The 26,982-nt window shown below is 67.3% G+C and carries 24 protein-coding genes and 1 tRNA gene; 17 read left to right on the top strand and 8 right to left on the bottom strand.

What is annotated here, in order from left to right; translation table 11 throughout:
• Positions 1-22: 22 nt before the first annotated feature.
• Positions 23-1,753: a cation:proton antiporter gene (locus tag ACFVWL_RS03880; protein ID WP_387178719.1), complete on the top strand. Its 1,731-nt coding sequence runs from the start codon at positions 23-25 to the stop codon at positions 1,751-1,753.
• Between the two features lie 84 nt (positions 1,754-1,837).
• Here the strand turns inward: ACFVWL_RS03880 and ACFVWL_RS03875 are convergent, their stop codons facing one another.
• The 5 genes from ACFVWL_RS03875 to ACFVWL_RS03855 form a co-directional block, all read right to left on the bottom strand.
• Positions 1,838-3,265 (bottom strand): dicarboxylate/amino acid:cation symporter, encoded by a 1,428-nt coding sequence (locus tag ACFVWL_RS03875; protein ID WP_387178716.1) that lies wholly within the window; start codon positions 3,263-3,265, stop codon positions 1,838-1,840.
• Positions 3,266-3,380: 115 nt separating this feature from the next.
• Complete coding sequence (locus tag ACFVWL_RS03870; protein WP_387178713.1) at positions 3,381-3,617, bottom strand: helix-turn-helix domain-containing protein; 237 nt, start codon at positions 3,615-3,617, stop codon at positions 3,381-3,383.
• Positions 3,614-4,366 (bottom strand): hypothetical protein, encoded by a 753-nt coding sequence (locus ACFVWL_RS03865; protein ID WP_387178710.1) that lies wholly within the window; start codon positions 4,364-4,366, stop codon positions 3,614-3,616. The genes ACFVWL_RS03870 and ACFVWL_RS03865 overlap by 4 nt, the downstream gene beginning before the upstream one ends.
• On the bottom strand, positions 4,366-5,007 hold the full coding sequence (locus tag ACFVWL_RS03860) for a hypothetical protein (protein ID WP_387178708.1): 642 nt from the start codon (positions 5,005-5,007) through the stop codon (positions 4,366-4,368). Before ACFVWL_RS03860 ends, ACFVWL_RS03865 begins: the two co-directional genes overlap by 1 nt.
• Entirely contained in the window at positions 5,007-5,636 is a 630-nt protein-coding gene (locus ACFVWL_RS03855) for a hypothetical protein (RefSeq protein ID WP_387178705.1), read from the bottom strand. Before ACFVWL_RS03855 ends, ACFVWL_RS03860 begins: the two co-directional genes overlap by 1 nt.
• Before the next feature lie 190 nt (positions 5,637-5,826).
• Here ACFVWL_RS03855 and ACFVWL_RS03850 point away from each other — a divergent pair, with 190 nt between their 5' ends.
• The 4 genes from ACFVWL_RS03850 (at position 5,827) to ACFVWL_RS03835 (ending at position 10,439) form a co-directional block, all read left to right on the top strand.
• Positions 5,827-8,361: an ATP-dependent Clp protease ATP-binding subunit gene (locus ACFVWL_RS03850; protein ID WP_387178702.1), complete on the top strand. Its 2,535-nt coding sequence runs from the start codon at positions 5,827-5,829 to the stop codon at positions 8,359-8,361.
• A 98-nt stretch (positions 8,362-8,459) separates the two neighbouring features.
• A complete protein-coding gene (locus ACFVWL_RS03845; RefSeq protein WP_387178699.1) occupies positions 8,460-8,960 on the top strand; it encodes an amino-acid N-acetyltransferase in 501 nt (166 codons plus the stop codon).
• A 64-nt stretch (positions 8,961-9,024) separates the two neighbouring features.
• Positions 9,025-9,675, top strand: a complete 651-nt coding sequence (locus ACFVWL_RS03840; RefSeq protein ID WP_387178697.1) for a hypothetical protein — start codon at positions 9,025-9,027, stop codon at positions 9,673-9,675.
• 353 nt (positions 9,676-10,028) lie between these two features.
• Positions 10,029-10,439, top strand: coding sequence for a dehydrogenase (locus ACFVWL_RS03835; RefSeq protein WP_387178694.1), 411 nt, complete (start codon positions 10,029-10,031; stop codon positions 10,437-10,439).
• A gap of 40 nt (positions 10,440-10,479) precedes the next feature.
• Here the strand turns inward: ACFVWL_RS03835 and radA are convergent, their stop codons facing one another.
• Positions 10,480-11,847 carry a DNA repair protein RadA gene (gene radA, locus ACFVWL_RS03830; protein WP_017829416.1) on the bottom strand — a complete coding sequence of 456 codons (1,368 nt, stop codon included), beginning with the start codon at positions 11,845-11,847 and terminating at the stop codon, positions 10,480-10,482.
• Between the two features lie 100 nt (positions 11,848-11,947).
• Here radA and ACFVWL_RS03825 point away from each other — a divergent pair, with 100 nt between their 5' ends.
• The 5 genes from ACFVWL_RS03825 to cydC are packed head-to-tail and all read left to right on the top strand — an operon-like array spanning position 11,948 to position 18,461.
• On the top strand, positions 11,948-12,664 hold the full coding sequence (locus ACFVWL_RS03825; protein ID WP_387178691.1) for a helix-turn-helix transcriptional regulator: 717 nt from the start codon (positions 11,948-11,950) through the stop codon (positions 12,662-12,664).
• On the top strand, positions 12,651-14,066 hold the full coding sequence (locus ACFVWL_RS03820; protein WP_021201308.1) for a cytochrome ubiquinol oxidase subunit I: 1,416 nt from the start codon (positions 12,651-12,653) through the stop codon (positions 14,064-14,066). The genes ACFVWL_RS03825 and ACFVWL_RS03820 overlap by 14 nt, the downstream gene beginning before the upstream one ends.
• Positions 14,067-14,080: 14 nt before the next feature.
• A complete protein-coding gene (gene cydB, locus ACFVWL_RS03815) occupies positions 14,081-15,109 on the top strand; it encodes a cytochrome d ubiquinol oxidase subunit II (RefSeq protein ID WP_387178687.1) in 1,029 nt (342 codons plus the stop codon).
• A complete protein-coding gene (gene cydD / locus ACFVWL_RS03810; protein ID WP_387178684.1) occupies positions 15,106-16,773 on the top strand; it encodes a thiol reductant ABC exporter subunit CydD in 1,668 nt (555 codons plus the stop codon). Before cydB ends, cydD begins: the two co-directional genes overlap by 4 nt.
• Entirely contained in the window at positions 16,770-18,461 is a 1,692-nt protein-coding gene (cydC, locus tag ACFVWL_RS03805) for a thiol reductant ABC exporter subunit CydC (protein WP_387178681.1), read from the top strand. The genes cydD and cydC overlap by 4 nt, the downstream gene beginning before the upstream one ends.
• Before the next feature lie 18 nt (positions 18,462-18,479).
• Here cydC and ACFVWL_RS03800 read toward each other — a convergent pair whose 3' ends face one another.
• The gene (locus tag ACFVWL_RS03800) at positions 18,480-19,256 is read right to left on the bottom strand and encodes a hypothetical protein (RefSeq protein ID WP_387178678.1); all 777 of its coding nucleotides are present in this window, start codon (positions 19,254-19,256) and stop codon (positions 18,480-18,482) included.
• A gap of 132 nt (positions 19,257-19,388) precedes the next feature.
• On the opposite strand from ACFVWL_RS03800, the gene ACFVWL_RS03795 reads away from it, so the two are divergent.
• The 6 genes from ACFVWL_RS03795 to ACFVWL_RS03770 all read left to right on the top strand — a co-directional run bounded on the left by ACFVWL_RS03795 (position 19,389) and on the right by ACFVWL_RS03770 (position 24,862).
• On the top strand, positions 19,389-20,435 hold the full coding sequence (locus ACFVWL_RS03795) for a hypothetical protein (RefSeq protein WP_387178676.1): 1,047 nt from the start codon (positions 19,389-19,391) through the stop codon (positions 20,433-20,435).
• 51 nt (positions 20,436-20,486) lie between these two features.
• Positions 20,487-20,577: transfer RNA gene (locus ACFVWL_RS03790), tRNA-Ser, on the top strand.
• A 786-nt stretch (positions 20,578-21,363) separates the two neighbouring features.
• Positions 21,364-21,906, top strand: coding sequence for a hypothetical protein (locus tag ACFVWL_RS03785; protein ID WP_387178672.1), 543 nt, complete (start codon positions 21,364-21,366; stop codon positions 21,904-21,906).
• A gap of 131 nt (positions 21,907-22,037) precedes the next feature.
• On the top strand, positions 22,038-23,099 hold the full coding sequence (locus tag ACFVWL_RS03780; RefSeq protein ID WP_387178669.1) for a peptidoglycan-binding protein: 1,062 nt from the start codon (positions 22,038-22,040) through the stop codon (positions 23,097-23,099).
• A 21-nt stretch (positions 23,100-23,120) separates the two neighbouring features.
• Positions 23,121-23,771: an ABC transporter ATP-binding protein gene (locus ACFVWL_RS03775; RefSeq protein ID WP_141387741.1), complete on the top strand. Its 651-nt coding sequence runs from the start codon at positions 23,121-23,123 to the stop codon at positions 23,769-23,771.
• Positions 23,768-24,862, top strand: coding sequence for an ABC transporter permease (locus ACFVWL_RS03770; RefSeq protein ID WP_387178665.1), 1,095 nt, complete (start codon positions 23,768-23,770; stop codon positions 24,860-24,862). Before ACFVWL_RS03775 ends, ACFVWL_RS03770 begins: the two co-directional genes overlap by 4 nt.
• 39 nt (positions 24,863-24,901) lie before the next feature.
• Here the strand turns inward: ACFVWL_RS03770 and ACFVWL_RS03765 are convergent, their stop codons facing one another.
• Positions 24,902-25,843, bottom strand: a complete 942-nt coding sequence (locus ACFVWL_RS03765) for a LysR family transcriptional regulator (RefSeq protein WP_387178662.1) — start codon at positions 25,841-25,843, stop codon at positions 24,902-24,904.
• A gap of 125 nt (positions 25,844-25,968) precedes the next feature.
• Between ACFVWL_RS03765 and ACFVWL_RS03760 the strand changes: the two genes are divergently transcribed.
• Entirely contained in the window at positions 25,969-26,973 is a 1,005-nt protein-coding gene (locus ACFVWL_RS03760; RefSeq protein WP_387178659.1) for a DUF1852 domain-containing protein, read from the top strand.
• Positions 26,974-26,982 lie beyond the last annotated feature (9 nt).

Genomic DNA, 26,982 nt, shown 5'->3' with positions numbered 1-26,982 from the left:
TTCCCCCGCTACCGTTGGGGGCATGGAAGCAGGCATCTTCTACGTTCTCGTCGGGTCCGTCGCCATCGCCGCGTTCGCACGCTGGCGGGGGTGGCCGGCACCCCTGCTGGTGACGATCGTGGCGCTCGCCGCATCCTTCCTGCCGTTCGTGCCCGACCTGGACATCGACGGGCACGTGCTGCTGAGCCTCGTGCTGCCGCCGTTGCTGTACTCGGCCGCGCTCGACGTCTCGTTCGTCGGGTTCAAGCGCAGCCTGCCGCAGATCCGTCGGCTCGGGATCTGGCTCGTGCTCCTCACCGCCCTGGCCGTCGGCTTCGTCGCGTGGTGGATCCTGCCCTCCCTCACGCTCCCCGGCGCGCTGCTCCTCGGTGCGATCGTGGCTCCGCCGGACGCGGTGTCCGCCGCGGCGATCGGCCGGCGACTCGGCCTGCCGCGTCGCATCATGACCGTGCTCTCCGGTGAGAGCCTCATCAACGACGCGACCTCGCTCACGCTGTACCGCGTGTTCGCCGCGATCCTCGCGGGCGCGACCGTCTCGATCTGGGGTGGCATCTGGCAGTTCCTCGTGGCGGTCGGTGTCGGCGTGGCCGTCGGCCTGGTGTTCGGCATCGTCCTGCACCAGCTGCGCATGCGCATCAGCGATCCGGTCGTGATCGGCACGTTCGGGCTCCTCGCTCCGTTCGGCGCCTACGCGATCGCCGAGCACCTGCTCGGATCGGGCGTGCTCGCCGTGGTGGCGATGGGGCTCTACGTCGGCTACAACTCGCCGCGCACCGACTACACCACCCGCCAGCAGGAGAAGCCGCTGTGGCTCTCGGCCGATCTGCTGCTGGAGAGCTTCGTGTTCGCCTATATCGGCCTCCAGTTCCCGCGCGTGCTCAGCGACCTCGGCAGCGAATCGGTCGGGCAGATCCTGCTGCTCTCCGGAGCGGTTCTGCTCGTGGTCGTCATCGTGCGGCCCCTCTACATCTATCCGACCAGTGCGTGGGCGAACTTCCAGGATCGCCGCAAGCTCGAACGCTGGGATCGCGGCGTGCAGTCCGGCGAGTTCGAGAAACGGCACCGGAAATCGCGGCGCTGGGGCGACTACACCCCCGACGAGCTGCGCAGTCAGATCGTGCGCGATCGGATGGCCGGGCTGAAGCTCACCTGGAAGGACAGTGCCGTCATCTCCTGGGCCGGCATGCGCGGGGTCGTGACCCTGGCCATCGCGGTGGCCGCCGCCGACCTCGCGACCCTCGACAGCGAGGCGTCGCACGCGATCGTCGTGGTGGCGTTCATCGTCACGGTCGGCACGCTGCTGCTGCAGGGTCTGACGCTGCCGCTGCTGATCCGCAGCCTCGGCATCGCCAGCGACGTGGACGAGGAGGAGGACGAGGCGGCGCTCGCCGACGTGCGTGCGAAGAGCCGTGAGGCCGGGAAGAAGTTCCTCGCCGAGAAGCGCGTCGAGTGGGAGGCGAAATACGGCGAGGTCGACCTCCGCGTGTTCGATGCCTTCACCCGGCGCATGACCCGGGTCGAGCGAGACACCGACGAGGCGCAGAAGGTCGAGGATGCCGCGAGCCGGCCCTCCTACGAAGACCTCGTCGCCCTGTCGAAGGGGTGGCTGCAGGTGCGCCGCGACATCCTCCTCGCCGAGCGTGATGCGGGCAACCTCGATGAGGAGGTCATGCGCGAGCTGATCGCCGCGATGGATGCCGAGGAGCTCGCGCTCGACACCCGCGGCGCCACCCGCCAGCAGAGTCGGGCCTGAAACCCCTGAATCCCCCGAACCCCTGAACGGCAGAGCGCCTCGCCCCGAGAAAGGGGCGAGGCGCTCTGCCGTGGCGGGGTGAGGTCAGCGAGCGCTGACCGGCTCCTTGTCGGAGGGGGCATCCGCTTCGGGAGCGTCGTCGTCGTCGCCCGAGTCGTCGGCGAAGGGCAGGCCCTCGCGGGGAGCGTTGTAGAGCTCCTCGTTCAGGATGCCCTCGCGCTTGGCGACGATCGTCGGGATCAGCGCTTGACCGGCGACGTTGACCGCAGTGCGGCCCATGTCGAGGATCGGGTCGATCGCGAGCAGCAGTCCGACGCCCTCGAGCGGCAGGCCCAGGGTCGACAACGTCAGCGTGAGCATCACCACAGCGCCCGTGGTGCCGGCGGTGGCAGCGGAACCCACGACCGAGACGATCACGATCAGCAGGTACTGCACGAGGTTCAGCTCGATGCCGAAGAACTGCGCGACGAAGATCGCGGCGATGGCCGGGTAGATCGCGGCGCAGCCGTCCATCTTCGTGGTCGCACCCAGCGGCACGGCGAACGAGGCGTACGAGCGGGGCACGCCGAGGTTGCGCTCGGTCACACGCTCGGTGAGCGGCAGCGTTCCGATCGAGGAGCGGCTGACGAAGGCCAGCTGCACGGCGGGCCACACACCTGAGAAGTACTGCTTGATCGAGAGGCCGTGCGTGCGCACCAGGATCGGGTACACGACGAACAGCACGAGCGCGAGGCCGATGTAGACCGCGGCCGCGAACCAGCCGAGCGAGGCGAGCTTCTCCCAGCCGTACTTGATGACGGCCGAGCCGATGAGGCCGAACGTGCCGAGCGGGGCGATGCGGATGATCCACCACAGCACGCGCTGGATGACCTTGAGCAGCGACTCGGTGAAGATGAGGAACGGCTCGGCCTTCTTGCCGGCCTTGAGCGCCGCGATGCCGATGACGGCCGCGACCACGATGACCTGCAGGATGTTGAAGCCGACGCTCGACGAGAACGTGCCCTCGACCGCGCCGGGCGAGGTGCTGACCGTGAGGCCGAGGAAGTTCTGCGGGATGAGCCCGAGCAGGAAGTTCCACCAGGTGCCCACGGTGTACGGGTCGCCGGGCTCGAGGCCCTCACCGGCCCGGTTGCCGGGCTGGATCACGAGGCCGAGCACGATGCCGATGATCACGGCGATGAACGCGGTGATCGCGAACCACAGGATCGTCTGCCCCGCCAGGCGTGCGGCGTTCTGCACGCGGCGCAGGTTCGAGATGCTGGCGACGATGGCCGTGAAGATCAGCGGGACGACGGCGGCGCGCAGCAGCGTCACGTACGAGTTGCCGATGGTGTCGAGTGTCGCGGACAGCCCGGTCGGGTTCTCGGCGGTGGCGCCGAGCTGTCGGCCGATCAGACCGGCGGCGATGCCGAGGACGAGGGCTGCGAGGATCTGGAAGCCGAACGAGGTCAGCAGGTTCCGGACCGGTCCGCGGGTATCAGGCGCCTTCTGGGCGCGTGCGGTGGTGCTCATGAGGGTGGGGACTCCAGAATCGCGGCGCACCGAGTGCGCGCCATGAGGCCCAACGTTATGACTGCCTGAGAATTCCCTGGGTGGATATGACGAAGGATGACAATCCGTGCGGGGCTCAGCGCGGAGCGAGCACCAGCAGGTCGCCGACTTCGCAGTCGAGCGCCTCGCAGATCGCCCGCAGCGTCGAGTAGCGGATGGCGCGGGCACGGTCGTTCTTCAGCACCGACAGGTTCACGATGCTCACCCCGACCGTGGCACTCAGCTCGGTGAGCGTCATCCCCCGCTCGGCGAGCAGTTCGTCGAGCCGGCAGTGGATGCCGGTGAACTCGTCGTCGCTCTCGGCCGGGGTCACACCAGCCCCTCCGTGTCCTTCTCGAGCGCCGCCTTCTCCTGCTGCAGCTGTGAACCCTCGCGGAACACGGCGGCGAGCACAGCCAGCCCGAGCGCACCGCCGATCGCCGGCAGGGAAAGTCCCAGTTGGAACGTCATCGGGTACAGCCCGCTGTCCTGTGGCACAGCTTCTCGCAGAGCGAGGACCCCGCTGATCTCCGGAAGAACTCCGGCGGCGATCCCCAGGACCAACACGGTGATCGAGCCTGCGTACAGCGCGCGCACGATCGTCTGGGCGAAGGGGCGCCCGCGAAGCGTCAAGAAGCAGACCACGCCGATCAGGACAGCCGGGACCAGCGCGAGTGCGGTCGTGCACACCTGACTGAGCGCCACCAGCAGGCGGATTCCGACGCTGCTGTGCAGGACGTAGGCAGAGCTGAGCGATCCCGATCCGCAGAACAGCGCAGGATCTTCGCCCTCCCAGGTGCGATCACACGGAACTCCGGCGGGCCACGGCATGCTGACGGACGTACCCACCTCGAAGCCGCCATTGCCCGCGATGATGTTCACGACGTTGTTGACGAGTCCGAGCAGCCCCAGCGACACCCACCAGCCGCTCAGCGTGAGTGCCACATCCATGACGAGCGTCGTGCTCCCGCGCCTGCGTCCGCGCCAGATCGTGACCCCCGCGACGGCGCCGAGCACGAGGAGACCCACCCCGATGAAGGCGAGCGCCGGGCCGAGATCGGTGCTGGAGCTGAAAGCGAGCATCAGACGAGTCCTTCCGTTTCCTTCTCGAGCGCGAGCTTCTCGTTCTGCAGCCGGATGCCGCGGCGGAATGCCACCGCGATCAGGCCCACCGTCACCCCGGTGGCGAAGATCGGTGCGATCGTCCAGAACTCGAGCGGGTGCACGGGTTCCCCTTCACCGATGCCGAGAGCGGAAGTGACGCCGTTGCGACCCATGGTCTCCAGCATCACGATCAGGATGGGTGCGCCGACGAGCGTCCACCCTATGGCGTTGAACGCCCAGACGTTCGCGCGGACGAAGAAGCGTCCGCGCAGGAAGTTCCAGGCGACCGATGTCACCGCGGCGATGACGATCGCGGCCGCGAGTGCCCACAGGGTGATCGCGGCGACGATCGCGGCGACCGACGCCGCGTCCACTCCGTTCGCGATGATCAGCGCCTCGTCCGCGAACCCCTCGATGGAGATCGCTCCGGAGTCGGTCGTGGCGGAGATCGGCTGCTGGTCGATCGGAACCGTCCACGCGATCCCGGTCTCGCGGAACGTGCCGGCGATGCGCAGGGTCGTCGCGAGGGCGACCGTGACCAGCGCCACGGCGGCGTAGAGGATGACGGTGACGGCATCCGCCTTCTCGGAGCGGGTGGGGGTGGCAGTGGTCGTGGTCATCAGACGAGTCCTTCCGTTTCGCGCTGCAGACGTTGTCCGATCTCGAAGGCGCCGGCGACGACGGCCAGTGCGAAGCCCCACCCGAGCGGGGCGAGGTCGATGGACATCTCGAACGTCGGGATGCCTGCGGACGCGAGCCCGAGTTCCTGCGATACCTCGCTGAAGCCGTTGGCGCGCACGGCCTGACTCAGCAGACCGCCGAGCATGACGGCGATGGCCGCGGCGCCGATGCCCCAGGTGGCAGCGGTTCCGAACGGTCGTCCGATGAACAGGCGGACGCAGAGCCAGGCCACGGCGGCACAGACCGCGATCGGACCGAGGATCGCCAGAGCATCGGCGATCGCGAGCAGCAGCCGCGGCGAGAGACTCAGACTCTCGGCGGTGATCGTGACGGTGTCGTAGTGCGCTTCGGAGACCGCAGAGGAGGCGGCGAGCACCGCGGGGGCCTCCACCGAGCGCAGCGGCATCGCCGGGATCGTGATCGCCTCGCTCCCGAGGAGGACGGCCGAGCGGATGCCGACGCCGATGAGGTCGACGACGGCTATGGCCGCCGCGGCTCCGGCGATGAAGCCCAGCACGGTCTTCTCCACGAGTGTGGCTGCTCTGTTCGTGGTCGGCGCAGCGGTCATGTCGTCCCCCTTCTCGACGGTCCTCTCGGGACCCGTGTTATCGACTTTCGTTAACATAACGACTGTCGATAACACGGTCAAGCCCCGGTATGCCCACGGCGAACACGGGCATACGTGCCCGATGTGGTGGTTACTCTCGATGTACAAGCGCTTCACGCGTCTTCGCCCCGTGCGAATAAGGAGTCACAGCATGTTCGAGAGATTCACGGACCGAGCCCGTCGAGTGGTCGTCCTCGCCCAAGAAGAGGCGAAGATGCTCAACCACAACTACATCGGAACCGAGCACATCCTGCTCGGTCTCATCCACGAGGGCGAAGGTGTCGCCGCCAAGGCGCTCGAAAGCCTCGGCATCTCCCTCGACGCCGTGCGCGAGCAGGTGCAGGACATCATCGGCCAGGGTCAGCAGCAGCCGACCGGGCACATCCCGTTCACCCCGCGCGCCAAGAAGGTGCTCGAGCTCAGCCTCCGCGAGGCCCTGCAGCTCGGCCACAACTACATCGGCACCGAGCACATCCTGCTCGGCCTCATCCGCGAGGGCGAGGGTGTCGCCGCCCAGGTGCTCGTCAAGCTCGGCGCCGACCTCAACAAGGTCCGCCAGCAGGTCATCCAGCTGCTCTCCGGCGCTCCCGGCCGCGAGCCGGCATCCGTCGGTGCACAGACCAACGACTCGCAGGCCGGCACCCAGGGCGGCTCCGCCGTGCTCGACCAGTTCGGTCGCAACCTCACGCAGGCCGCCCGCGACAACAAGCTCGACCCGGTCATCGGGCGCGAGAAGGAGGCGGAGCGGGTCATGCAGATCCTCTCCCGCCGTTCCAAGAACAACCCCGTCCTGATCGGCGAGCCCGGCGTCGGAAAGACCGCCGTCGTCGAGGGCCTGGCCCAGGCGATCGTCAAGGGCGATGTGCCCGAGACGCTGAAGGACAAGCAGCTCTACTCGCTCGACCTCGGCTCGCTCATCGCCGGGTCCCGCTACCGCGGTGACTTCGAGGAGCGCCTGAAGAAGGTCACCAAGGAGATCCGCACGCGCGGCGACATCATCGTCTTCATCGACGAGATCCACACCCTGGTGGGTGCGGGTGCCGCCGAGGGCGCGATCGACGCGGCCAGCATCCTGAAGCCGCTCCTCGCCCGTGGCGAGCTGCAGACGATCGGTGCGACCACGCTCGACGAGTACCGCAAGCACTTCGAGAAGGATGCTGCACTCGAGCGCCGCTTCCAGTCGGTGCAGGTCAACGAGCCGACCCTGCCGCACACGATCAACATCCTCAAGGGTCTGCGCGACCGCTACGAGGCGCACCACAAGGTGCAGATCACCGACGGCGCGATCGTGGCAGCGGCGAACCTCGCCGACCGCTACGTCTCCGACCGCTTCCTTCCGGACAAGGCCATCGACCTGATCGACGAGGCCGGCGCACGCCTGCGTCTGTCGATCCTGTCGAGCCCGCCCGAGCTGCGCGAATTCGACGAGAAGATCGCCGCCGTGCGCGAGCAGAAGGAGATCGCCTCCGAGGAGCAGGACTTCGAGAAGGCCGCCGCCCTCCGCGATGAGGAGAAGAGCCTCCTCGCCGAGCGTCTGCGTCTCGAGAAGCAGTGGCGTGCGGGCGACGTCGCGACCTCCGCGGTCGTCGACGAGGGTCTGATCGCCGAGGTGCTCGCACAGGCCACCGGCATCCCCGTCTTCAAGCTCACGGAAGAGGAGTCCAGCCGACTCGTCTTCATGGAGAAGGCCCTGCACCAGCGCGTCATCGGTCAGGAAGAGGCGATCGCCGCCCTCTCCAAGACGATCCGTCGTCAGCGTGCCGGCCTCAAGGACCCGAAGCGTCCCTCGGGCTCGTTCATCTTCGCCGGCCCCACGGGCGTCGGAAAGACCGAGCTCGCCAAGGCGCTCGCCGAGTTCCTGTTCGACGACGAGGCTGCGCTGATCTCGCTCGACATGAGTGAGTTCGGTGAGAAGCACACCGTCTCGCGCCTGTTCGGAGCCCCTCCCGGATTCGTCGGATTCGAAGAGGGTGGCCAGCTCACCGAGAAGGTGCGGCGCAAGCCGTTCAGCGTGGTGCTCTTCGACGAGATCGAGAAGGCCCACCCGGATATCTTCAACTCGCTGCTGCAGATCCTGGAAGAGGGTCGTCTCACCGACGGTCAGGGTCGGATCGTGGACTTCAAGAACACGGTCATCATCATGACCACCAACCTCGGTGCGCGTGACATCGCTGGCGGCCCCGTGGGCTTCCAGATCGAGGGCAACGACTCGACCAGCTACGACCGGATGAAGGGCAAGGTGAACGAAGAGCTCAAGCGGCACTTCAAGCCCGAGTTCCTGAACCGCGTCGACGACATCATCGTGTTCCCGCAGCTCTCCAAGAGCGAGCTGGTGCAGATCGTGGACCTGTTCACCAAGCGCCTCGGCGAGCGTCTGCTGGACCGCGACATGACGATCGAGCTGTCGCAGGCCGCCAAGGAGCGCCTCATCGAGATCGGCTTCGACCCGGCGCTCGGCGCCCGACCGCTGCGCCGCGCGATGCAGCACGAGGTCGAGGACCGTCTGTCGGAGAAGATCCTGCACGGTGAGCTCAACTCCGGGGACCACGTGAAGGTCGATGCGAAGGATGGGGAGTTCCTGTTCGAGCACGGCCCGCGCGACGGCGGCCCGGTCGCGGTCGGCGTCAACACCGGCGGCGGCGCGATCTCCGGCACCCCCGACCTGGCGGTCGCCAGCGGGGAGTGAGCTCCAGCTGAATCATGAGAAGGGGCGGATGCTGCGGCATCCGCCCTTTCCTGTGTCCGGTACAGGCCCCGGCGGCGCACGGGTTCTAGGCTTGTGGTGTGAGCGAGTACATTGTCCGACCGGCGCGCAGCGCCGATATCGTCGGCATCCGCACCCTGCTGCAGCCGCTCGTGGAGCAGCGCATCCTGCTCGGCAAAGACCTGGCGGTGCTCTACGGCGCCGTGCAGGAGTTCGTCGTGGCGGAAGCCGACGGGGTGCTGATCGGATGCGGCGCACTGCACGTGATCTGGGAAGACCTCGGTGAGGTGCGCACCCTGCTCGTGCGCGAGGACTGGCTGCACCACGGCGTCGGACGCGCGATCGTCGACCGTCTGGAGGAGAACGCCAGGATGCTCGGCCTGACCCGCCTGTTCTGCCTCACCTTCGAGGTGGAGTTCTTCGGGCGGCGCGGCTACACGCCAATCGGCGAACAGGTGGTCGATCCCGATGTCTACTCGCAGCTGTTGCGCAGCGGTGACGCGGGTGTCGAGGAGTTCCTCGACCTCGCCCACGTGAAGCCGAACACCCTCGGCAACACCCGCATGCTCAAAGTGCTCTGAGCCGCGTCCGCGTGGACCGTGGGGCCTCCCAGGCTGGGGCCGGGTGATCGCTTAGCCTGGAGTCATGCCCCGTCGCTCTGCCGCCGTCTACCGTCGTCGGCGACTGGTCGTCATCGTCGGCCTCATCCTGGCTGTCGCCGCCATCGGCATCGGCATCTGGTTGCTGATCGCACGCCCCTGGGCAGCTGCCGACACGGGATCGACCCCGACTCCGTCGCCGTCGTCCTCTCCCTCGCCGAGTGTCGAATCCTCGGCCGAAGGCGAATCGCCCTCTCCGGACCCTTCCACCGCGCAGACCCCCGCGATCGCGCCCTGCGAGGCGGCCGACATCGAGGTCGCGGCGGTGACCGACGCGGAGACGTACGCGGCCGGGGTGATGCCGAAGCTCTCCATCTCGCTCACGAACAAGGGCAGCGAGGACTGCACGATCGATGTGGGGTCGACCACCCAGGTGTTCACGATCTCCAGCGGTGCCGACGTCTGGTGGCGCTCGACCGACTGCCAGGAGAACCCGAGCAGCATGATCGCCACGCTCACGGCGGGAACGACCGTCACGAGCAAAGACCCCGTGACCTGGGATCGCACGCGTTCGAGCGTCGAGACCTGCGCGCAGGAGAACCGTCAGCGGGCACCGGGCGGGGGAGCGTCGTACCACGTCGAGGTCTCCATCGGCGGGTTCACGAGCCCTTCGAGCGCGCAGATCCTGCTCTACTGATCTCCGCCCGATCGCGCCCTCGCTGAGTTCGAAGCGATCACGGAAGACGTCTTCGAAAATCGTCGTGAATCCGCGTTGCACGCGCGAAATGAGGCGATCTCTCCCGCCTTCGGTACGCGATGCTGACATCTGCGACTCTTTGGGATACCATAGAAGCGACTCTCCGCATTAGCGGCACAAAGCCATCCCCAGTGGCGTCGAACTACAGCGTCCCCAGCGCTTCGACACCGCCGCACGAGAGTCCGAGGGCCCTCTCGAGTACCCCAGTCCCCAATGTGGGACTCGAGAGGGCCCCAATCGTATCCACGGTCGAATCGGCGCTCTGCGCCTCGCACCGTGAATAAGCTGGACACATGGCAGCGAAGAAGTCGAAGTCCGCGAAGAACAAGCCGGCCCCCGAAGACTTCCGTTCGGACGCGCTGGCGCAGGCCCTGGAGAAGCAGGACGTCGCCGCGGTCGCTCTCGCCCTCCGCCACGGCACCACGGTCGTGCCGCTGATCACGCCCGGCGCGCGCGACAACCCGCTCGACAGCGGCGAGGTGTGGACCTACCGCGACCCGAAGACTGGCGACCTCGCGCTGCTGCTCTTCAGCGATGCCAAGAACAAGCCGGCCAACCTGCCGCCCGGTGTCGGCATCTACAGTGCGGACTGGCTGCGGAAGTTCCTCGCCGAGCACCCGATCACGACCGTGTTCCTCGACATCGCCGGTCCGCACCCCATGCAGGCGGATCCCGCCGAGCTGCTCAAGGCGCTCGACGCCTGAGAAGCCATCCGCCGAGTTCTGCGACCCGAAACGCCTCCGGTCAGAACGGCGGGATGTCGCGGTCGGAGCGGCGCGAGGTGTTGCGCGCCCGCACGTCGCCGAGCGCGGCACGAAGAGTCTTCGAGCGATCGTCGACCACCTGCTCGTAGCCCAGGCGTGCGGCCTCGGACCGACGCTGCGCCGCCTGGGTGACCGGACGGATCTCACCGGCGAGGCTCAGCTCGCCCACCGCGGCCACCGTGCGCGGTACGGAGATCTGCTGGATGGAGCCCGCCACGGCGATCGCGATCGCGAGGTCGGCGGCCGGCTCGGTGAAGCGCACACCTCCGACGGTCGACACATAGACGTCGAGGCTGCCGGTGGGCACACCCGCGCGACGCTCCAGGATCGCCAGCACCATCGCCACCCGCGAGGAATCGAGGCCGTGCACGATGCGGCGAGGGTTCGGAGCGTTGCTGGGCACCGTGAGCGCCTGCACCTCGACAGGAAGAGCACGGCGGCCCTCGAGCGAGATCGCGACGCAGGTTCCGGGCTCGGTCGCTCCCTGCGAGAGGAAGAGGCCGGACGGGTCGGGAACCTCGGCGATGCCGTCTCCGGTCATCTCGAAGCAGCCGACCTCGTCCGTGGGCCCGAAGCGGTTCTTGAGAGCACGGATGAAGCGCAGGGAGGTCTGCCTGTCGCCCTCGAAATGGCACACGACGTCGACGAGGTGCTCGAGCACGCGGGGGCCGGCGACCTGGCCGTCTTTCGTGACGTGGCCGACGATGATGATCGGCAGGTCGCGGTCCTTCGCGATGCGGATCAGCGTCGCCGCGACTTCGCGCACCTGACTCGGCTGCCCGGCGGCGCCGTCGATCAACGACGACGAGACGGTCTGCACCGAGTCGACGATCACGAGCTGCGGCTTCACCTCGTCGATGTGGCCCAGGATCGTCGCCAGGTCGGTCTCGCTCGCGAGGTACAGCTCGTCGTGCAGGGCGCCGGTGCGCTCGGCACGCAGTCGCACCTGACCCGGGGACTCCTCGGCGCTCGCGTAGAGCACACGGCGCCCGCCCCGTGCCGCTTGGGCGGCGACCTCGAGCAGGAGCGTCGACTTGCCGACGCCCGGTTCACCGCTGAGCAGGATGGCCGCGCCCGGCACGATGCCGCCGCCGAGCACGCGGTCGAACTCGCCGACGCCGCTCGAACGGCGCGGAGCATCCTGCGTCGTGATCTGGGTGATGGGCCGTGCGGCGCGGTCGGCGGTCGGTGCGACCGGACCGACCCGGCGGAGGATGCCGGTCTGCGCCGCCTGCTCCTGGACCGTTCCCCACTGCTGGCACTCGCCGCAGCGCCCGACCCACTTCGCGGTCGTCCACCCGCACTCCGTGCACACGTACGCGGGAGGAGCGGGTTTCCGGGTGGCCATGCCCCCAGGCTATCGCCGGCATCAGACATCCCTATCGGCCAGGTGTTTATTCACGGCCGATCCTCTCGGCAAACTCGCAGTGTCGCGGGATACTGGGTTCATGGCCAACGGCGGGCCCGTCTGCGGGCCGATCTCGAGCTACTCCCGGGTGCAGATCCTGCACTTGCTCTTCGAAGCGGGAAGTTCGTCGACCCGAGGCGAGCTCTCGATCTCCGAGCTGTGCGATGCCACGGGGCTCCACCCCAACACGGTCCGCGAGCACCTGCAGCGCCTGATCGAGGGCGGCTACGTGATCCCGACGATCGAGCACCGCACCACCAGGGGTCGCCCGCGCACCCTCTACAGCGCCGCCACCGGAGCGCCCGGCGCCTCCAGCCCGGTGGCGCGCGACAAGGCCAAGGCCGCCGCTCGTCGCGGTGACCTGATGCGGAGCATGCTCCCCGACGCGGCATCCGGACTCGGACGTGCGGCCACGTATCAGCTCGACGCGCTCGTGGAGCACCTCGAGGAGAGCGGCTTCGAGCCCGTGCTCGACGACCAGCGGCTCACGGTCGACCTCAGCCCCTGCCCGCACGCCGCCGGACGCTCGGAAGACCGCCCGATGCTGTGCCGCGTGCATCTCGAACTCATGCAAGGCGTCCTGAACGAGGCAGGCGGACCGCTCGAAGCCGAGTGCGTGCGCGATGCTGTCCTCCCATCGGACTGCACCGTGCAGCTGCGCGACACCACCGCGCCGCTGATCGAGGGAACGGAGCCGCCGCGTCACCGCATGACGCAGGGGCACCACAGAACAGGAGTCGTGCATGGAATGGCTTGATCCGCTCGCTCTGGCCCGATGGCAATTCGGGCTGACGACCGTCTACCACTACCTCTTCGTGCCGCTGACGATCGGCATGGCGCTGGTCGCCGCGATCTTCCAGACCGCATGGGTGCGCACCGCCAAGGTGCAGTACCTGCACCTGACCCGTTTCTTCGGCAAGATCTTCCTGATCAACTTCGCCATGGGCGTCGTCACCGGCATCGTGCAGGAGTTCCAGTTCGGCATGAACTGGTCGGACTACTCCCGCTTCGTCGGCGACGTGTTCGGCGCCCCGCTCGCGTTCGAGGGGTTGCTGGCCTTCTTCTTCGAGGCGACGTTCATCGGGTTGTGGATCTTCGGCTGGGACAAGCTCCCGCAGAAGCTGCACCTCGCCACGATCTGGTGCGTCTCGATCGGCAGCATCCTGTCGGCATACTTCATCATCGCCGCCAACGCGTTCATGCAGAACCCGGTCGGCTACACGTTCAACGAGGCGACGAACCGCGCGGAGCTGACCGACTTCTGGGCGCTGCTGACCAACCCGGTCGCGCTCGCCGCGTTCCCCCACACGATCTTCGGCGCGTTCATGTTCGCGGCCGGTGTCGTGATCTCGGTCTCGGCGTGGCACCTCTCGCGCGGCCAGCACTTCGACACCATGCGCATCTCGCTCAAGTTCGGGCTGTGGGCCATGATCGTCTCGACTGCGGGCGTCGTGCTCACGGGCGACCAGCTCGGACTCGCGATGTACGCCGCGCAACCGATGAAGATGGCTGCGGCCGAGGCGACCTTCAACACGGTGTGCGGTCCGGACGCCTCGTTCAGCATCTTCACTCTCGGCACACCCGACGGCAGCTCCGAGCTGTTCTCGATCCGCGTGCCGTATCTGCTCTCCCTGCTGTCGACCCACACTCTCGACGCCTGCGTGCACGGCATCAACGACCTGAACGCCGAGTACGCCCAGACCTACGCCTCCACCGGTCTGACCGACTTCGCGCCGATCCTGTGGATCACGTACTGGGCGTTCCGCTGGATGATCGGCCTCGGCATCGCCGCAGCGCTCGTGGCCGTCGCCGGCCTCTGGGTCACCCGCAAGGGCGCCAAGAAGCCCGTCGCACCGTGGATGTGGAAGGTCGCGATCTGGTCGTTCCCGCTCGCGCTGGCCGCCAACATCATGGGCTGGGTCTTCACCGAGATGGGAAGGCAACCCTGGATCGTGTTCGGGCTGATGACCACGCAGGACGGTGTCTCGCCAGGCGTCAGCGGGCTCGAAGTGCTGATATCGCTCATCGCGTTCACGGCGATCTACGCGGCTCTCGCCGTCGTCGAGATCCGCCTCATCATCCGGGCTGCCCAGAAGGGGCCCGACACCGAAGAGAAGCCGCATGACGAGACGGCCCAGCTGCCGTCGGTCGTCTACTGAGAGGGAGGAGCATCATGGATCTCGCAACACTCTGGTTCTTCATCGTCGCCTTCTTCTTCGTGGGCTACTTCGTGCTCGACGGTTTCGACTTCGGCGTCGGCATGTCGCTGCCGTTCCTCGGCAAGAACGACGTCTCGCGCCGACAGGTCATCAACACGATCGGTCCGGTCTGGGACCTCAACGAGACCTGGGTCATCGTCGCCGGCGCCGTGCTGTTCGCGTCGTTCCCCGAGTGGTATGCCACGCTGTTCAGCGGGTTCTACCTGCCGCTGCTGCTGATCCTGCTGGCGCTGATCCTGCGCGGTGTCTCGTTCGAGTATCGGCACCAGCGCGACAGCGCGAAGTGGAAGGCCGGTTTCGATCGGATGATCGTGATCGGCTCGGTCGTGCCGGCTCTGCTCTGGGGCGTCGCGTTCGGGAACATCGTGCAGGGCGTGGCGATCGATGAGAACCACATCTACGTCGGCGGGTTCTTCGCCCTGCTGAACCCCTACGCGCTGCTGGTCGGCGTCACCACGCTGCTGCTGTTCTTCCTGCACGGCGTGCTGTTCGTGGCGCTCAAGACCGACGGTCAGGTGCATGAAGACGCGCAGAAGCTGGCGAAGAAGGCTGCGATCCCGACGATCCTGGTCGCTGCCGCAACGGTGATCTGGACGGTTTTCATCGCGATGGGCCGTGAGGCTCCGCTGCTCTGGCTGGTCATCGGCACCGGTGCGCTCGCGGCGGTCAGTCTGATCGCGGCTGTCGGGCTCTCCATGGTCCGTCGCGACGGGTGGGCGTTCTTCTCCGGGATGCTCACGGTGCTGTTCGCCGTGGTCATGCTGTTCTCCGCCCTGTTCCCGTATGTGATGCCCTCGACGATCGACCCGGCGTACAGCCTCACGATCGCGAACGCGTCGAGCACCCCGTACACGCTGCAGATCATGAGTTGGACGGCCCTGATCGCGATGCCGCTCGTGCTCGCGTACCAGGCCTGGACGTACTGGGTCTTCCGCAAGCGGGTCACCCGGAAGTCGATCGAGGGGGCTCCGGCGCACGCGTGAAACCCGTCGATCCGAGACTGCTGCGATATGCGGGTGCCGCGAGGGGGTTCCTCGCGGCATCCGCATTGATCGGCGTCGTCCAGACCGCGGTCACGATCGCCTTCGCCTGGTTGCTGACCGACGCGATCACCGGGGCCATCGTGGGGCGCGACGTCACCTCGTCCCTGCTCTGGCTGCTGCTGGCGGCGCTCCTGCGCGGACTGCTGATCGCCGCGTCCGACGCGGCAGGCACACGCGCTGCCGCGAAGACCGGGATGCAGCTGCGGTCGGCACTCGTCGCGGCGGTCGGGAAGCTGGGCCCGGGGTGGCTGGCACAGCGGAATCAGACCGAGCTCGCGGTCACCGCAGGTCACGGACTCGAGGCGCTCGACGCCTACTTCGCCCGGTACATCCCGCAGCTCGTGCTGACGGTGATCGCGACGCCGGTGCTGGTCGCGGTGATGTGGTGGCAGGACTGGCCGAGCGGACTCACCGCGGTGATCACCCTGCCGCTGATCCCGCTGTTCCTGATCCTGATCGGCATGGCGACCCGGACGGTGCAGGCCCGGCAGTGGCAGACGCTCCAGCGCCTCGCCGCCCGCTTCGCCGACACGGTGCAGGGGCTGTCGACGCTGCGACTGTTCGGACGCGACCGCCGCGCGGCCGACCGCATCGAGGTCACGGCCGACGAGTACCGTCGCGAGACGATGAAGGTGCTGCGGTTCTCGTTCCTGTCGGGCTTCGCGATGGAGCTGCTGGCCTCGATCGCCGTGGCTTTGATCGCGGTGTCGGTGGGGTTCCGTCTGCTCTCGGGAGACCTGACGCTCGAGGTGGGGCTGTTCGTGCTGCTGCTCGCGCCCGAGGCGTTCCTGCCGATCCGACAGGTGGGCGTGCAGTTCCACGCGGCCTCGGAGGGCGTTGCCGCGACCGAGGATGTGTTCGCGGTGCTCGACGCGGCGGGGGAGCGTGCTGCTGCTGTTCACAATTCAGGACAACCGTCATCCTCCGGTCCCGGTGGCCCTGTTCGGCGTACTGCGGGGCACGTTCTTCCTGAGTTGCGGACGGAGAACGGCGGAGAGCTGATCGTCGAAGGGCTGCGGGTGCGCGATCTGCCGCCCGTGTCTTTCACCGCGGCGCCGGGAACGATCACCGTCATCGAAGGGCCGAGCGGGTCGGGGAAGTCATCACTGCTCGCGGCGCTTCGAGGCGCGGTCGAGTTCGAGGGCACAGCTTCCTACGCAGGGATGGATCTGCGGGGGCTCACGCCGTCGGCGTGGCTCGCCTGGGCAGGGCAGGCACCCGGCCTCACACGGGGGACCGTGGCGGCGAACGTCACCCTCGGCGACCCGGGCCCGGATGCCGTCCGAGTGCGCGCCGCCCTCGACGACGCCTGTGCCGAGACCATCGATGCCGACCTCGAGCTCGGCGTGCAGGGGGCCGGGCTGTCCGGAGGGCAGGCGCAGCGCGTGGCTGTCGCCCGAGCCCTGTATCGCCAGGCACCCGCTTCCGACCGCGTGCTCGCGCTCGATGAGCCGTCGAGCGCCCTCGACCCCGAGACCGAGGATCGGCTGTGGCGTTCGCTGCGCGAGCGGGCGGATGCCGGGGCCACGATCCTCCTCGTCTCCCACCGTCGGACCGCACGGCAGATCGCCGATCAGATCGTGACGCTGGGGGTGAGCGCATGACCGCACGCCATTCAGCAACCGGCACCGTGCACCCGCGCGGCCACCGGGTCCGCGACATCCTGCGACTCGCACAGCCGCCGGTCGGGCGGTTCGTGCCCGGTCTCATCTGGGGCCTGCTCTCGGCTGCGGCTGCTGTGAGCCTGCTCGCGGTCAGCGGCTGGCTGATCGTGAGCGCCTCGATCGTCGACTCGCTCGTGCCCCTGTCGATCGCCGTCGTCGGAGTGCGCTTCTTCGCGGTGTCGCGTGCGGTCACCCGCTACCTGGAGCGGCTGAGCGGCCATGATGCGGCGCTGCGTCAGCTCGCCTCGACCCGTGCCGACATGGTGCGTCGGCTGATCCCGCTGTCTCCGGCCGGTCTCGGATCGACGGACCGCGGCCAGGTGCTCACCGCGCTCGTGGACGATGTGGAGAACCTGCAGAACCTGCCGTTGCGCGTGGTGCAGCCACTCGGCGTCGCCGCGCTGGTCGCCGTCGGGGCCGTCGGCTTCATCGCGTTCGTGTCGCCCCCGGCCGCGCTCACCCTCGCCGTATGCCTGCTCGTCGCCGCGGCCGCGGCGATCGGTCTCGGCTGGGTCTTCGGCTCACGCGCCGAGGCGCTGGTCTCGGAACGTCGCGCCGAGCTCTCCGCGGCTCTCGTCGACTACTTCGGCAGCCTCGACGTGCTTATCGCCTATGGGGCGGAAGAACAGGCACGCGCGCGCATCAGTGCAGCGGATGCCGCGCTGCGCCGCGTCGTCGACCGCGCCTCGCTCGCCCAAGCCGTCGCCGCCGGCGTGGTCTCCGCGGTGGCCGGTGCCGCCTCGGTGTGGGCTCTCGCCGCCGCGGCTCCGGGGCTCACCGACGGGTCGATCGACGGTCCGTGGCTGGCTGTCGCCGTGCTCGTGCCGATGGTGGTCTTCGAGATCTTCGGCGCGGTGCCGATCGCTGCGGCGTCGTGGCGGAGCGTGCGGTCCAGCGCCAAGCGCATCGTCGACGTACTGCCGGAGCGGATGCCGGACGAGTTGCGCGACGACGCCGGGGAAGACATCGAGATCGTTGGCACCCCGGCGGTGCGGATGCGCGGCGTCCGGGCGAACTGGCCCGGCGGTGCACCCGCCCTGAAGGGGGTCGACCTCGACCTCCTCCCGGGCGAGCGGGTGCTGGTCGCAGGACCGAGCGGGGCGGGCAAGAGCTCGCTGGCCGCGGCCCTTGTCGGCTTCCTGCGCGTCGAGGGGGAGTACCTGGTCGACGGGCGCGAGTCTGCGGAGCTCTCCGGCCCGGCGCTGCGACGGGTGATCGGGCTGTGTGAGCAGAGACCGCAGCTGTTCGACGAGGACATCCGACAGAACCTGCTCTTCGCCCGAGACACCGCGACCGATGATGAGCTGCGGGATGTGCTCGACCGGGTCGGTCTCGGTGCCTGGGCCGACGAACGTGGCGGTCTCGATGCTCGGGTCGGTGACCGGGGTGCACTGGTGTCCGGCGGTCAGGCCCAGCGGATATCGCTCGCGCGCGCCCTGTTGCGCGGTTTCCCCGTGCTGGTGCTCGACGAGCCGACGGCCGGGGTCGATCCGGAGGCATCCGATGCCCTGCTGCGCGACCTGCTGCAGGCCGCCGGAGACCAATCGGTGCTGCTGATCTCGCACGTGGCGCCGCCGGCGGGCACCGTCGGGCGCACGGTCCGGATCGAAGACGGTCGCACCGTCTGAGGAGTTCGGCCTCGCGCGTCAGACGTTCATGTCGACGGGCGGTTCCATCACGATGCCCTGCGCTTCGAACGCGCGACGACGCTCTTCGATGCGGCGGTGCAGCTCGACCTGTGCGGCGTCGACGAACTGCGGGTCGAGGTCGACCGTCGGCGGGTGCGGGTCGCCGTGGTTGGCGGCGATGTACGCGTCGAGCTCAGGGCCGCTGGTCCATGACGTGATGAGCGCGTAGCGCGGGGCGGCGCCGCGGTGCCAGACCGCGTGCCAGAACCGCTGGGTGTCGACGACGATGCGGGAGCCTGCGCGCAGCGGCAGACGGATCTCGGTCGCCGGGTCGAAGCGGTCGGCGCGCAGGATCAGCATCGACTCGGTGTCGTCGGAGAGGTTGAAGAACCCACGGACCACCCAGCCGGTGCCCTCTTCGTTGAGGCGGTTGTTGTCGTCCTGGTGCAGGTTGTAGATCGCGTCGGCGTACTCGTTCGGCTGCAGCTCGATCACGCGGCAGCGACCGATGCCGGCACCCGGCTCCTGCGCCCGCCGCTGCAGCGTGGGGGCGATCGCGACCTGGGCGTCCACCCAGACGCCATCCTTGTCGGTGCGCGGAGGGGTGTGGTTCCAGAAGCCGTTGCAGTCGACGTCGCCGGCGTAGCTGGTGAGCGGGGCGAAGCGCGTGATGCCGGAGGAGCGCCAGCCGACGTATTCGAGGGCGAGCCACTCGGCGGGATCGGTGGCGGAGGTGTGGTCGTCGAGGACGACGTAGCCGGTCTCGGCCAGTGCCTCGGACGTGATGAAGCCCATGATGGATACCTTCCCGTCATCGCTGCCCCCACAGGCGGCGGGTTATTAGGCCATCCTAACTCGAATGCCCCTCGGCGGGCGGAGCCGTCACCGGGGAAAAGCCCATCCGGGGAGCGCCGATATTCTGGGGGCATGACTCAGCCGCAGGGCGCCCTTCTCGTGGGCAGCGTGAACTACGACGACGCCGAGACCACGATCCGCACCGCCGCGGATCTGCTCGGCACCCGGCTCCGCCGCATCCCGGACGGCGAGGTCGGCACGCGGTTCCACTGGATCATGTTCCAGCCCGACGTGATCGGCCAGGCCGAGGGCATCGAGCGCATCGGCGACGAGCCCATCCCGTTCCCTGCCGGCATCGACGCCCGGGGTCTGCGCATCGCTGAAGGAGTGGATGCCGCGAGCATCGAGCTGCCTCCGCTCGGCTACGCCGCCGCCGCGATCGAGTCGTATGCCGTGTTCACTCGCCTGCGGTCCGAGGGGGCGGTGCCCGCCGGTGTGCGGTTCCAGGTGTCGCTGCCGACGCCGCTCGCCGTGATCTCCTCCTTCTTCCACGGCGACGACCGGGCCGCGATCGAGCCCGTCTACACTGCGGCGATCCTCCGTGACCTCGACGAGATCGCGGCCGCCATCCCACACGAAGACCTCTCGGTGCAGTGGGACGTCGCCAGCGAGATGGGCATCATCGAGCGTGCGGCCGGCTACGGATCGGTCATGGAGGCGTGGTGGCCCGGTGACCCGTTCGACGGTCTCGTCTCGCGCCTGGCCGCGCTCGTCGACGCGGTGCCCGCCGACGTCGAGGTGGGCGTGCACCTCTGTTACGGCGATGCGGGGGAGAAGCACTTCTTCGAGCCGCGTGACGCCGCGAATCTCGTCCGCTACGCCAACGCCGTCGTCGCCGCATCCGCCCGACCGCTCACCTGGCTGCACCTGCCGGTGCCGATCGACCACGACGATGAGGCCTACTTCGCACCGCTCGCAGGCCTCGCCCCGGTCGACGAGCTCTACCTGGGGCTCGTGCATCGGGAGGACGGCGCGGAAGGTGCCGCCCGCCGCATCGCCGCCGCGATCCCGTTCGCCCCCGAGTTCGGCGTCGCGACCGAGTGTGGAATCGGCCGTGCGCCCGCCGGTTCGACCGAGGGCATCCTGCGCACGCACGCCGAGATCGCCGCCGCCTGGTGACGCGCGGCTCTCGATTCGCGTGCAGGCCCCACGTCGCGTAAGCTATTCCGCGGTGACGTGTCCGAGCGGCCGAAGGTGCAACTCTCGAAAAGTTGTGTAGGGTAACCCCCTACCGTGGGTTCAAATCCCACCGTCACCGCCATGGAAACCCCCTCCTCGTGAGGGGGTTTTTCCGTTTCTGGGTGGGTGACCTCTCGGCTCGGGTGCCGCGGCGGCTTCTGCCGGCGGGACCCACCGGCGATCGGTCTTGTTCACTCTCTTCGGTGCCGCGTGGTGTGAATTTCGCAAGGTAGAAGATGGCTTTCAAAGGCTCTGTCGGGCGGGACGATACCCCGACATTCAGTAACGCACAAGGAAAACACGTCCTTTGCATGCGTTTGTCCCCCTTATGGCGGACAAACGCGCTCAAATCTTGTCGGCCATTTGGGGGACAAATGCAATCGCGGCTCGATGAGAGCCGCGCGCTGGTTGCGCATCGGGGGCGGATGCTCCGCCCGATGGCTGGTTCACACGAGCGCAGCTGATGTGTTACCGTGCTCGGAATCAAGGACCGTCACTGAATCAAAGGAGAAAAAGTGACACATTTCGCTAAACCAAGACGAGGGTATTCAAGGACCTGGAAAAGGGTCGGAGCGCTCTGTGCAGGGGTAGGTCTGAGCTTCGCGATGCTCCTCGGTGGAGCGGCGGCCGCGAATGCAAGTAGTAACTGGGAGATCGGAACAGCGTCGTGTTCAGGTTCTCAGTTCTCATTCTCGTCCGCGACTTCCACAAAGAGCGTCACGCATTATCACGAGATTCCCGGCGAGTGGAAGAGATCCACGAAGCCCTCCGGGTACAGCAATTTCTACGGATGGCGAGGACAAGGCCCCGTCTGGGTCGAGATCTCGTCCAGCGTCAACATGGCCTCGCATCTCATCGGATGCCGCACTTGAGAGGCTCGAACCTCGTTGCCGCCAGCCTGTTCATCACGCTGGCGGCAACACTCGTCTCTTGTTCATCAGCGACAGACGCGTCATCTGGAGCCGGTGCAGACCCCGAGTCCTTCAGTCTGTCTCCCGCGGCAGACACCGTGTATCAGTGTCTCCGGGATCGTGGCTGGGACGTGACGATCAACTGGGACGGCGGAATCGAGGCGAACAGCAGTCAGGTTCCCTCGGGCCAGCAGGATCTCTACGTGTCGGATGAGAAGGAGTGCTGGGCTCTCATCGACGACAGGATCGAACGCATGGATTCTGAGGCCATCGCCGATGTCTACAAACAGGAGCTGGCGACGAGGGAGTGCCTCATCGATCACGGCTTCGACGTCGATCCCGCGCCGAGCGAGCAGCAGTACATCGACAGCTTTCACGACGAGAGGTGGATGGCGTACGGTGCGTCCACTCTGACGACGACGCCGATCGGCGAGTCCGAGTTTCGAGAGGTATCCGAAAAATGTCCGCAACCGGCGTGGTCGCTGGGCGCATCTGAGTAACGTCATAGCTGCTCCCCGTCCGATTTCGTGCGATCCGTTCCCGGTCGTCGCGGTGGGCAGGGCGTGGGAATGCGGGGCGGACGATCGAGAGGTGCGGCAATCCAATGAGTGTTGACGGGCGAGGGCGCGGTTTGTCCTGGCGGCTGGTGCTGGGAGGTCTCGTCTTGCTGGTCGTGGGGGCGGCGTGCGCGTGGGCGACGATGACGGTGCTGCGACCCGCCGACGATCCACTGGCGTCGACCGAGCACACCTATGTCGAGGTCACGCGGGGAAAGGTGGGCGCGTCGATCTCGCTGAACACCATCGCCGAATGGAGCCAGGTGCCGGCGGGGTCCAATCACGCATCGGGGATCGTCACCAGCATAGGAATCGAGCCGGGGGCCGAAGTCTCTCACGGTTCCGTGCTCTACTCGGTCGATCTGCGACCGGTCGCTGTCGCCCAAGGGGAGGTGCCGATGTTCCGGCAGATCGGCGCCGGCGTCGCGGGGGCGGACGTGCGGCAGTTGCAGGAGATGCTCGCCGCGTTGGGGTACTACGACAGCGCGTTCGATGGCAGAGCAGAGGCAGGGACGATCGCGGCGATCAAACGCTGGCAGAAGTCTTCGGGGCTGTCGGAAAGCGGTGTCGTGGAGCAGGGCGATCTGATCTTCGTCTCACGGTTGCCGGCCCGGCTCGCCTTGAACTCCGAGTCCATACACCGTGGCGCCAGCCTCTCGGGCGGCGAGGAGGCGGTTCTCGGTCTGCCGGCTGCACCCCGATTCTGGGTGCCGGTGTCCGAGGGGCAGGCCGCGATGATCACTGCCGGCACCGTGATCGAGGTGACCTCTCCAGATGGACAGACCTGGCGAGGTGTCGCCGGCGAGCAGGAGCGCGACGCCGACGGCGGAGCGATCTCGATTGCTGTGACTGGTCCCGATGGGACGGTGCTGTGCGGCGATGCTTGCGGGCAGGTCCCGGTCTCGGGCCAGACGACACTCCTGTCGAACGTGGTGACGGTCGAGCAGGTCGAGGGCCTGTTGGTGCCGTCGTCCGCACTCGTCACGATGGCCGATGCCGGGACCGCCGTGATCGGTGAGGATGGAAAGCGAATCCCCGTCGAGGTACTGACCTCCGCGAAGGGTATGTCGGTGGTCTCCGGCGTCGATGAAGGCACCCGCGTACGAGTTCCCGCAAAGGATGAGTCCGGGGAATGACGGGAGTACAGGACGTGGCTGATGGGAAGAGATGATGTCCTGTTGGAGGCCCGCGATATCACCTTCGGGTATTCCCGTGGACAGGCCGTGCTGGATGAGTGGTCGGCGCGATTCAGGGTGGGATGCGTAACGGCGCTCACCGGCCCCTCGGGACGAGGTAAGTCGACGCTCCTCTACCTGCTCGGCCTCATGCTGGACCCATCCAGTGGTGAAGTGCTGTTTGGCGGGCGGAACGTCGTCGGTCTGCCGGACGCGGAACGCGCTCGATTGCGTTCTCACCAGTTCGGCTTCGTCTTCCAGGACGCGGCTTTGGACGCCACTCGCTCTGTCCTCGACAACGTCACCGAAACTGCGCTCTACAGGAGGGAGCCTCGAAAAGAGGCCGAGCGGCGGGCTTCGCAGCTCTTGGACCGGTTCGGAGTGGACGTGCCGGCGCATCGCAAGCCGGGGCAGGTTTCTGGAGGGCAGGCCCAGCGAATCGCCCTGTGTAGAGCCCTTTTGTCTGAGCCTGCGATATTGCTCGCAGACGAACCGACGGGAAACCTCGATCCCACCACGAGTTCTCTCGTCATCGATGCACTGCGCATGCACGCCTCCGCCGGGAACACCGTGATCGTCGTCACCCATTCCCCTGAGGTCGCAGCGGCCAGCGACGTGGAGATCCGACTGTGATCGGCTCCGTGATCCGCGAGGCGACAGCTTCCGCACGATCGCAACCGGTCGCGTCCATCGTCACGATCATGATGGTGGTCGGGATGGTCCTCGCTGTGATGCTCACCACAGGACGCACCGTCGGTGCTGAGCAGCAGGTGCTCGGATCCATCGATTCTGCCGGCACGCGCTCCATAGTCGTGCGTGCCGATGCGGGCGCGGGCGTCACGAGCAGCGTTCTCGATCGTATCGAGGGCATCGAGGGCATCGAATGGTCGGCAGGATTCTCGTCGGCAGTCGATGCCACCAATAGCGCCATCGTCGATGGATTGCGCGTACCGGTGCGGTTCGCGTATGGCGATCAGCTCGACCGGCTCGGAGTTCCCGAAGACTCCCCGATTCCCGGCGGGCTCGCCTGGGCGTCCGGTCCCGCACTCGAACAGCTCGGTATGCCGGACCGATCCGGGGGGATCACCCTGACCAGCGGGGCCTCGTACGGAATCGGCGGACGCCTCGATGTGCCCGATTTTCTGCGCCCACTCGAGCCCGTCGTCCTCGTTCCTCAACCTGAGGCGAGCGGCGACGAGGCGATCGGCGTCTTGGTGATTATTGCCGAGAGCCCAGAGTTGGTCTCGCCCGTCAGTAAAGCAGCACTGTCAGTGCTTGCCGCCGCCGATCCGACGAAAGTCACGGTGCAGACCAGCGAAGCACTCGCGCAACTGCGGGGGCTCATCGAAGGTCAACTCGGGAGTTTCTCGCGTGGGTTGGTGCTCGCGTTGCTCGCGCTTACCGGGATGCTCGTCGCGATACTGCTGTACGGCCTCGTCATGATGCGCCGGAAGGACTTCGGCCGGCGACGAGCGCTCGGCGCGAGCCGCGCTCTGATCATCGGACTTCTCCTCACCCAGACGGTCATCCTCGCAGCCGTCGGTATCGTCATCGGCACGATCGTCTCGTTCCTCGTCCTGGCAGCCACAGGGGACCCCTGGCCGGGATTCACCTTCACCGTGGCACTCGGTGTCCTCACGATGGTCACAGCGCTCATCGCCGCGCTTGTTCCAGCCACGATCGCCAGCCGCCGAGAGCCGATACGCGAACTCCGCGTGCCCTGACCGGATTGAGAACCGATGCAGCTGTCGACGCCGACGACCTCAGCCGAGCAGCTCCACCCCGAAACCTGAGACGACCGTGCGCAGTTCGGCGAGGTAGCGCTGCGCCTGCTCGGTGAGGGGGATCGCCGCGTGGCCGATCCAGCCGATCTCGATGTTCTCGTCGACGTCGAGCGGGATGGCGACGATCTCGGGATCGAGGTCATCGCTGATGATGCCTGTCGAGATGGTGTATCCGTCGAGCCCGATCATCAGGTTGAAGATGGTCGCGCGGTCGGAGACGCGGATGTCCCGCGGGCTGGAGAGGGTGGAGAGGATCTCCTCGGCGAAGTAGAAGGAGTTGTTCGCGCCCTGGTCGAAGGTGAGCCTCGGCACGTCGGCGAGGTCGGCGAGGGTCACACGATCCCGCGAGGCGAGGGGGTTCTTGCGGGAGATGAAGATGTGCGGCTCGGCGACGAAAAGCGGATGGAACGCGAGCCCGGAGTCGCGGAGCAACTTGTCGATGACGTTGCGGTTGAAGTCGTTCCGGTAGAGGATCCCGAGCTCGCTGCGGAGGGTCCGGACGTCTTCGATGATGTCCCACGTACGTGTCTCCCGCAGCGAGAACTCGTACTCCGCCGCTGAGGTCGCCTTCACCATCCGCACCAGCGCATCGACCGCGAACGAGTAGTGCTGGGTCGAGACCCCGAGCAGTCGTCGCGACGGCGGTCGACCGAGGTAGCGCTGTTCGAGCAGCGCTACCTGCTCGACGACCTGTCTGGCGTATCCGAGGAACTCCACCCCGTCGGTGGTGAGCGTCACGCCGCGGGCGGAGCGGAGGAGGAGCATGCGCCCGACTCTGCTCTCCAGGTCTTTCATCGCCGCCGACATGGTGGGCTGCGCGACGTAGAGCAGATCGGCGGCGGCGCTGATCGAGCCCTCCGCGGCGACCTCGATGTAGTAGGTGAGCTGCTGCAGCGTGATGCCGCTCGAACGCTTGACCATAGCTTCAGCCTATGGCACGGCATAGTCGCGGCGCATTACTCGATAGGGCTGCTCGCACCGCACCATGGAGGTATCCCCTTTCGCGAGGCCGAGCCCGGCCGATCAGCTCATCGATTGGCACCCTCATGGCACACGAGTTCACCTTCCGCATCACGACGACCCGCTTCGACGAGGACTACTCACCGTCGGACAACTCCCGCATCACCACGAACTTCGCCAACCTGGCGCGGGGGGAGCATCGACAGCAGAACCTCCGCAACGCCCTGACGATGATCGACCGTCGGTTCAACGATCTGGCGCACTGGGACAACCCGGACGCCGACCGCTACACCGTCGAGCTCGAGATCGTCTCGGTCGCGGTGCAGTTCGCCGCAGAAGGCGAGGACCAGGAGTTTCCGCTGCTCGAGGTACTGGACATCCAGATCGTCGACCGCCTCACCGGAAAACGCAGCCACGGGATCGTGGGGAACAACTTCTCGTCGTACGTGCGCGACTTCGACTTCAGCGTGCGGCTGCCGGCGGCCGCGGAAGCTGCGGGCCGGTTCACCGTTCCGGCCGATTTCGGCGACCTGCACGGCAAGCTCTTCCAGCACTTCCTCGACTCGGAGACCTATCGGGAGCGCTTCACCGTGTCGCCCGTGATCTGCATCAGCGTCTCGACGAGCAAGACGTACCGTCGCACCGAGAATCACCACCCGATCCTCGGTGTCGAGTACGAGCAGAAGGATCCCTCCCTGACCGACGAGTACTTCGGCAAGATGGGGCTCTCCGTCCGGTACTTCATGCCGCGCGGCAGCGTCGCGCCGCTGGCGTTCTACTTCCGCGGCGATCTGCTCGGCGACTACACGAACCTCCAGCTCATCGGCACGATCAGCACGATGGAGACGTTCCAGAAGATCTACCGGCCCGAGATCTACAACGCGAACTCGGCCGCCGCGAGCATCTACCGCCCGACCCTGGAGCAGCAGGACTACTCGGTGACCAAGATCGCCTACGACCGCGACGAGCGCAGTCGGCTCGCGGCCGAACAGGGCAAGTATGCCCACGAGCACCTCGTGAAGCCGCACGGCGACCTCCTCGAGCAGTGGGCGGCCAGCTACTCCGACGCTGACCTGGCCCCCGTCGGATGACGAACGGAA

It is taken from the genome of Microbacterium sp. NPDC058269, assembly GCF_042881445.1.
In the GTDB taxonomy this organism is placed as follows: Bacteria; Actinomycetota; Actinomycetes; order Actinomycetales; family Microbacteriaceae; genus Microbacterium.
Note: the sequence above shows the minus strand (reverse complement) of the source record. Positions and strands in the feature narration are given on the sequence as shown.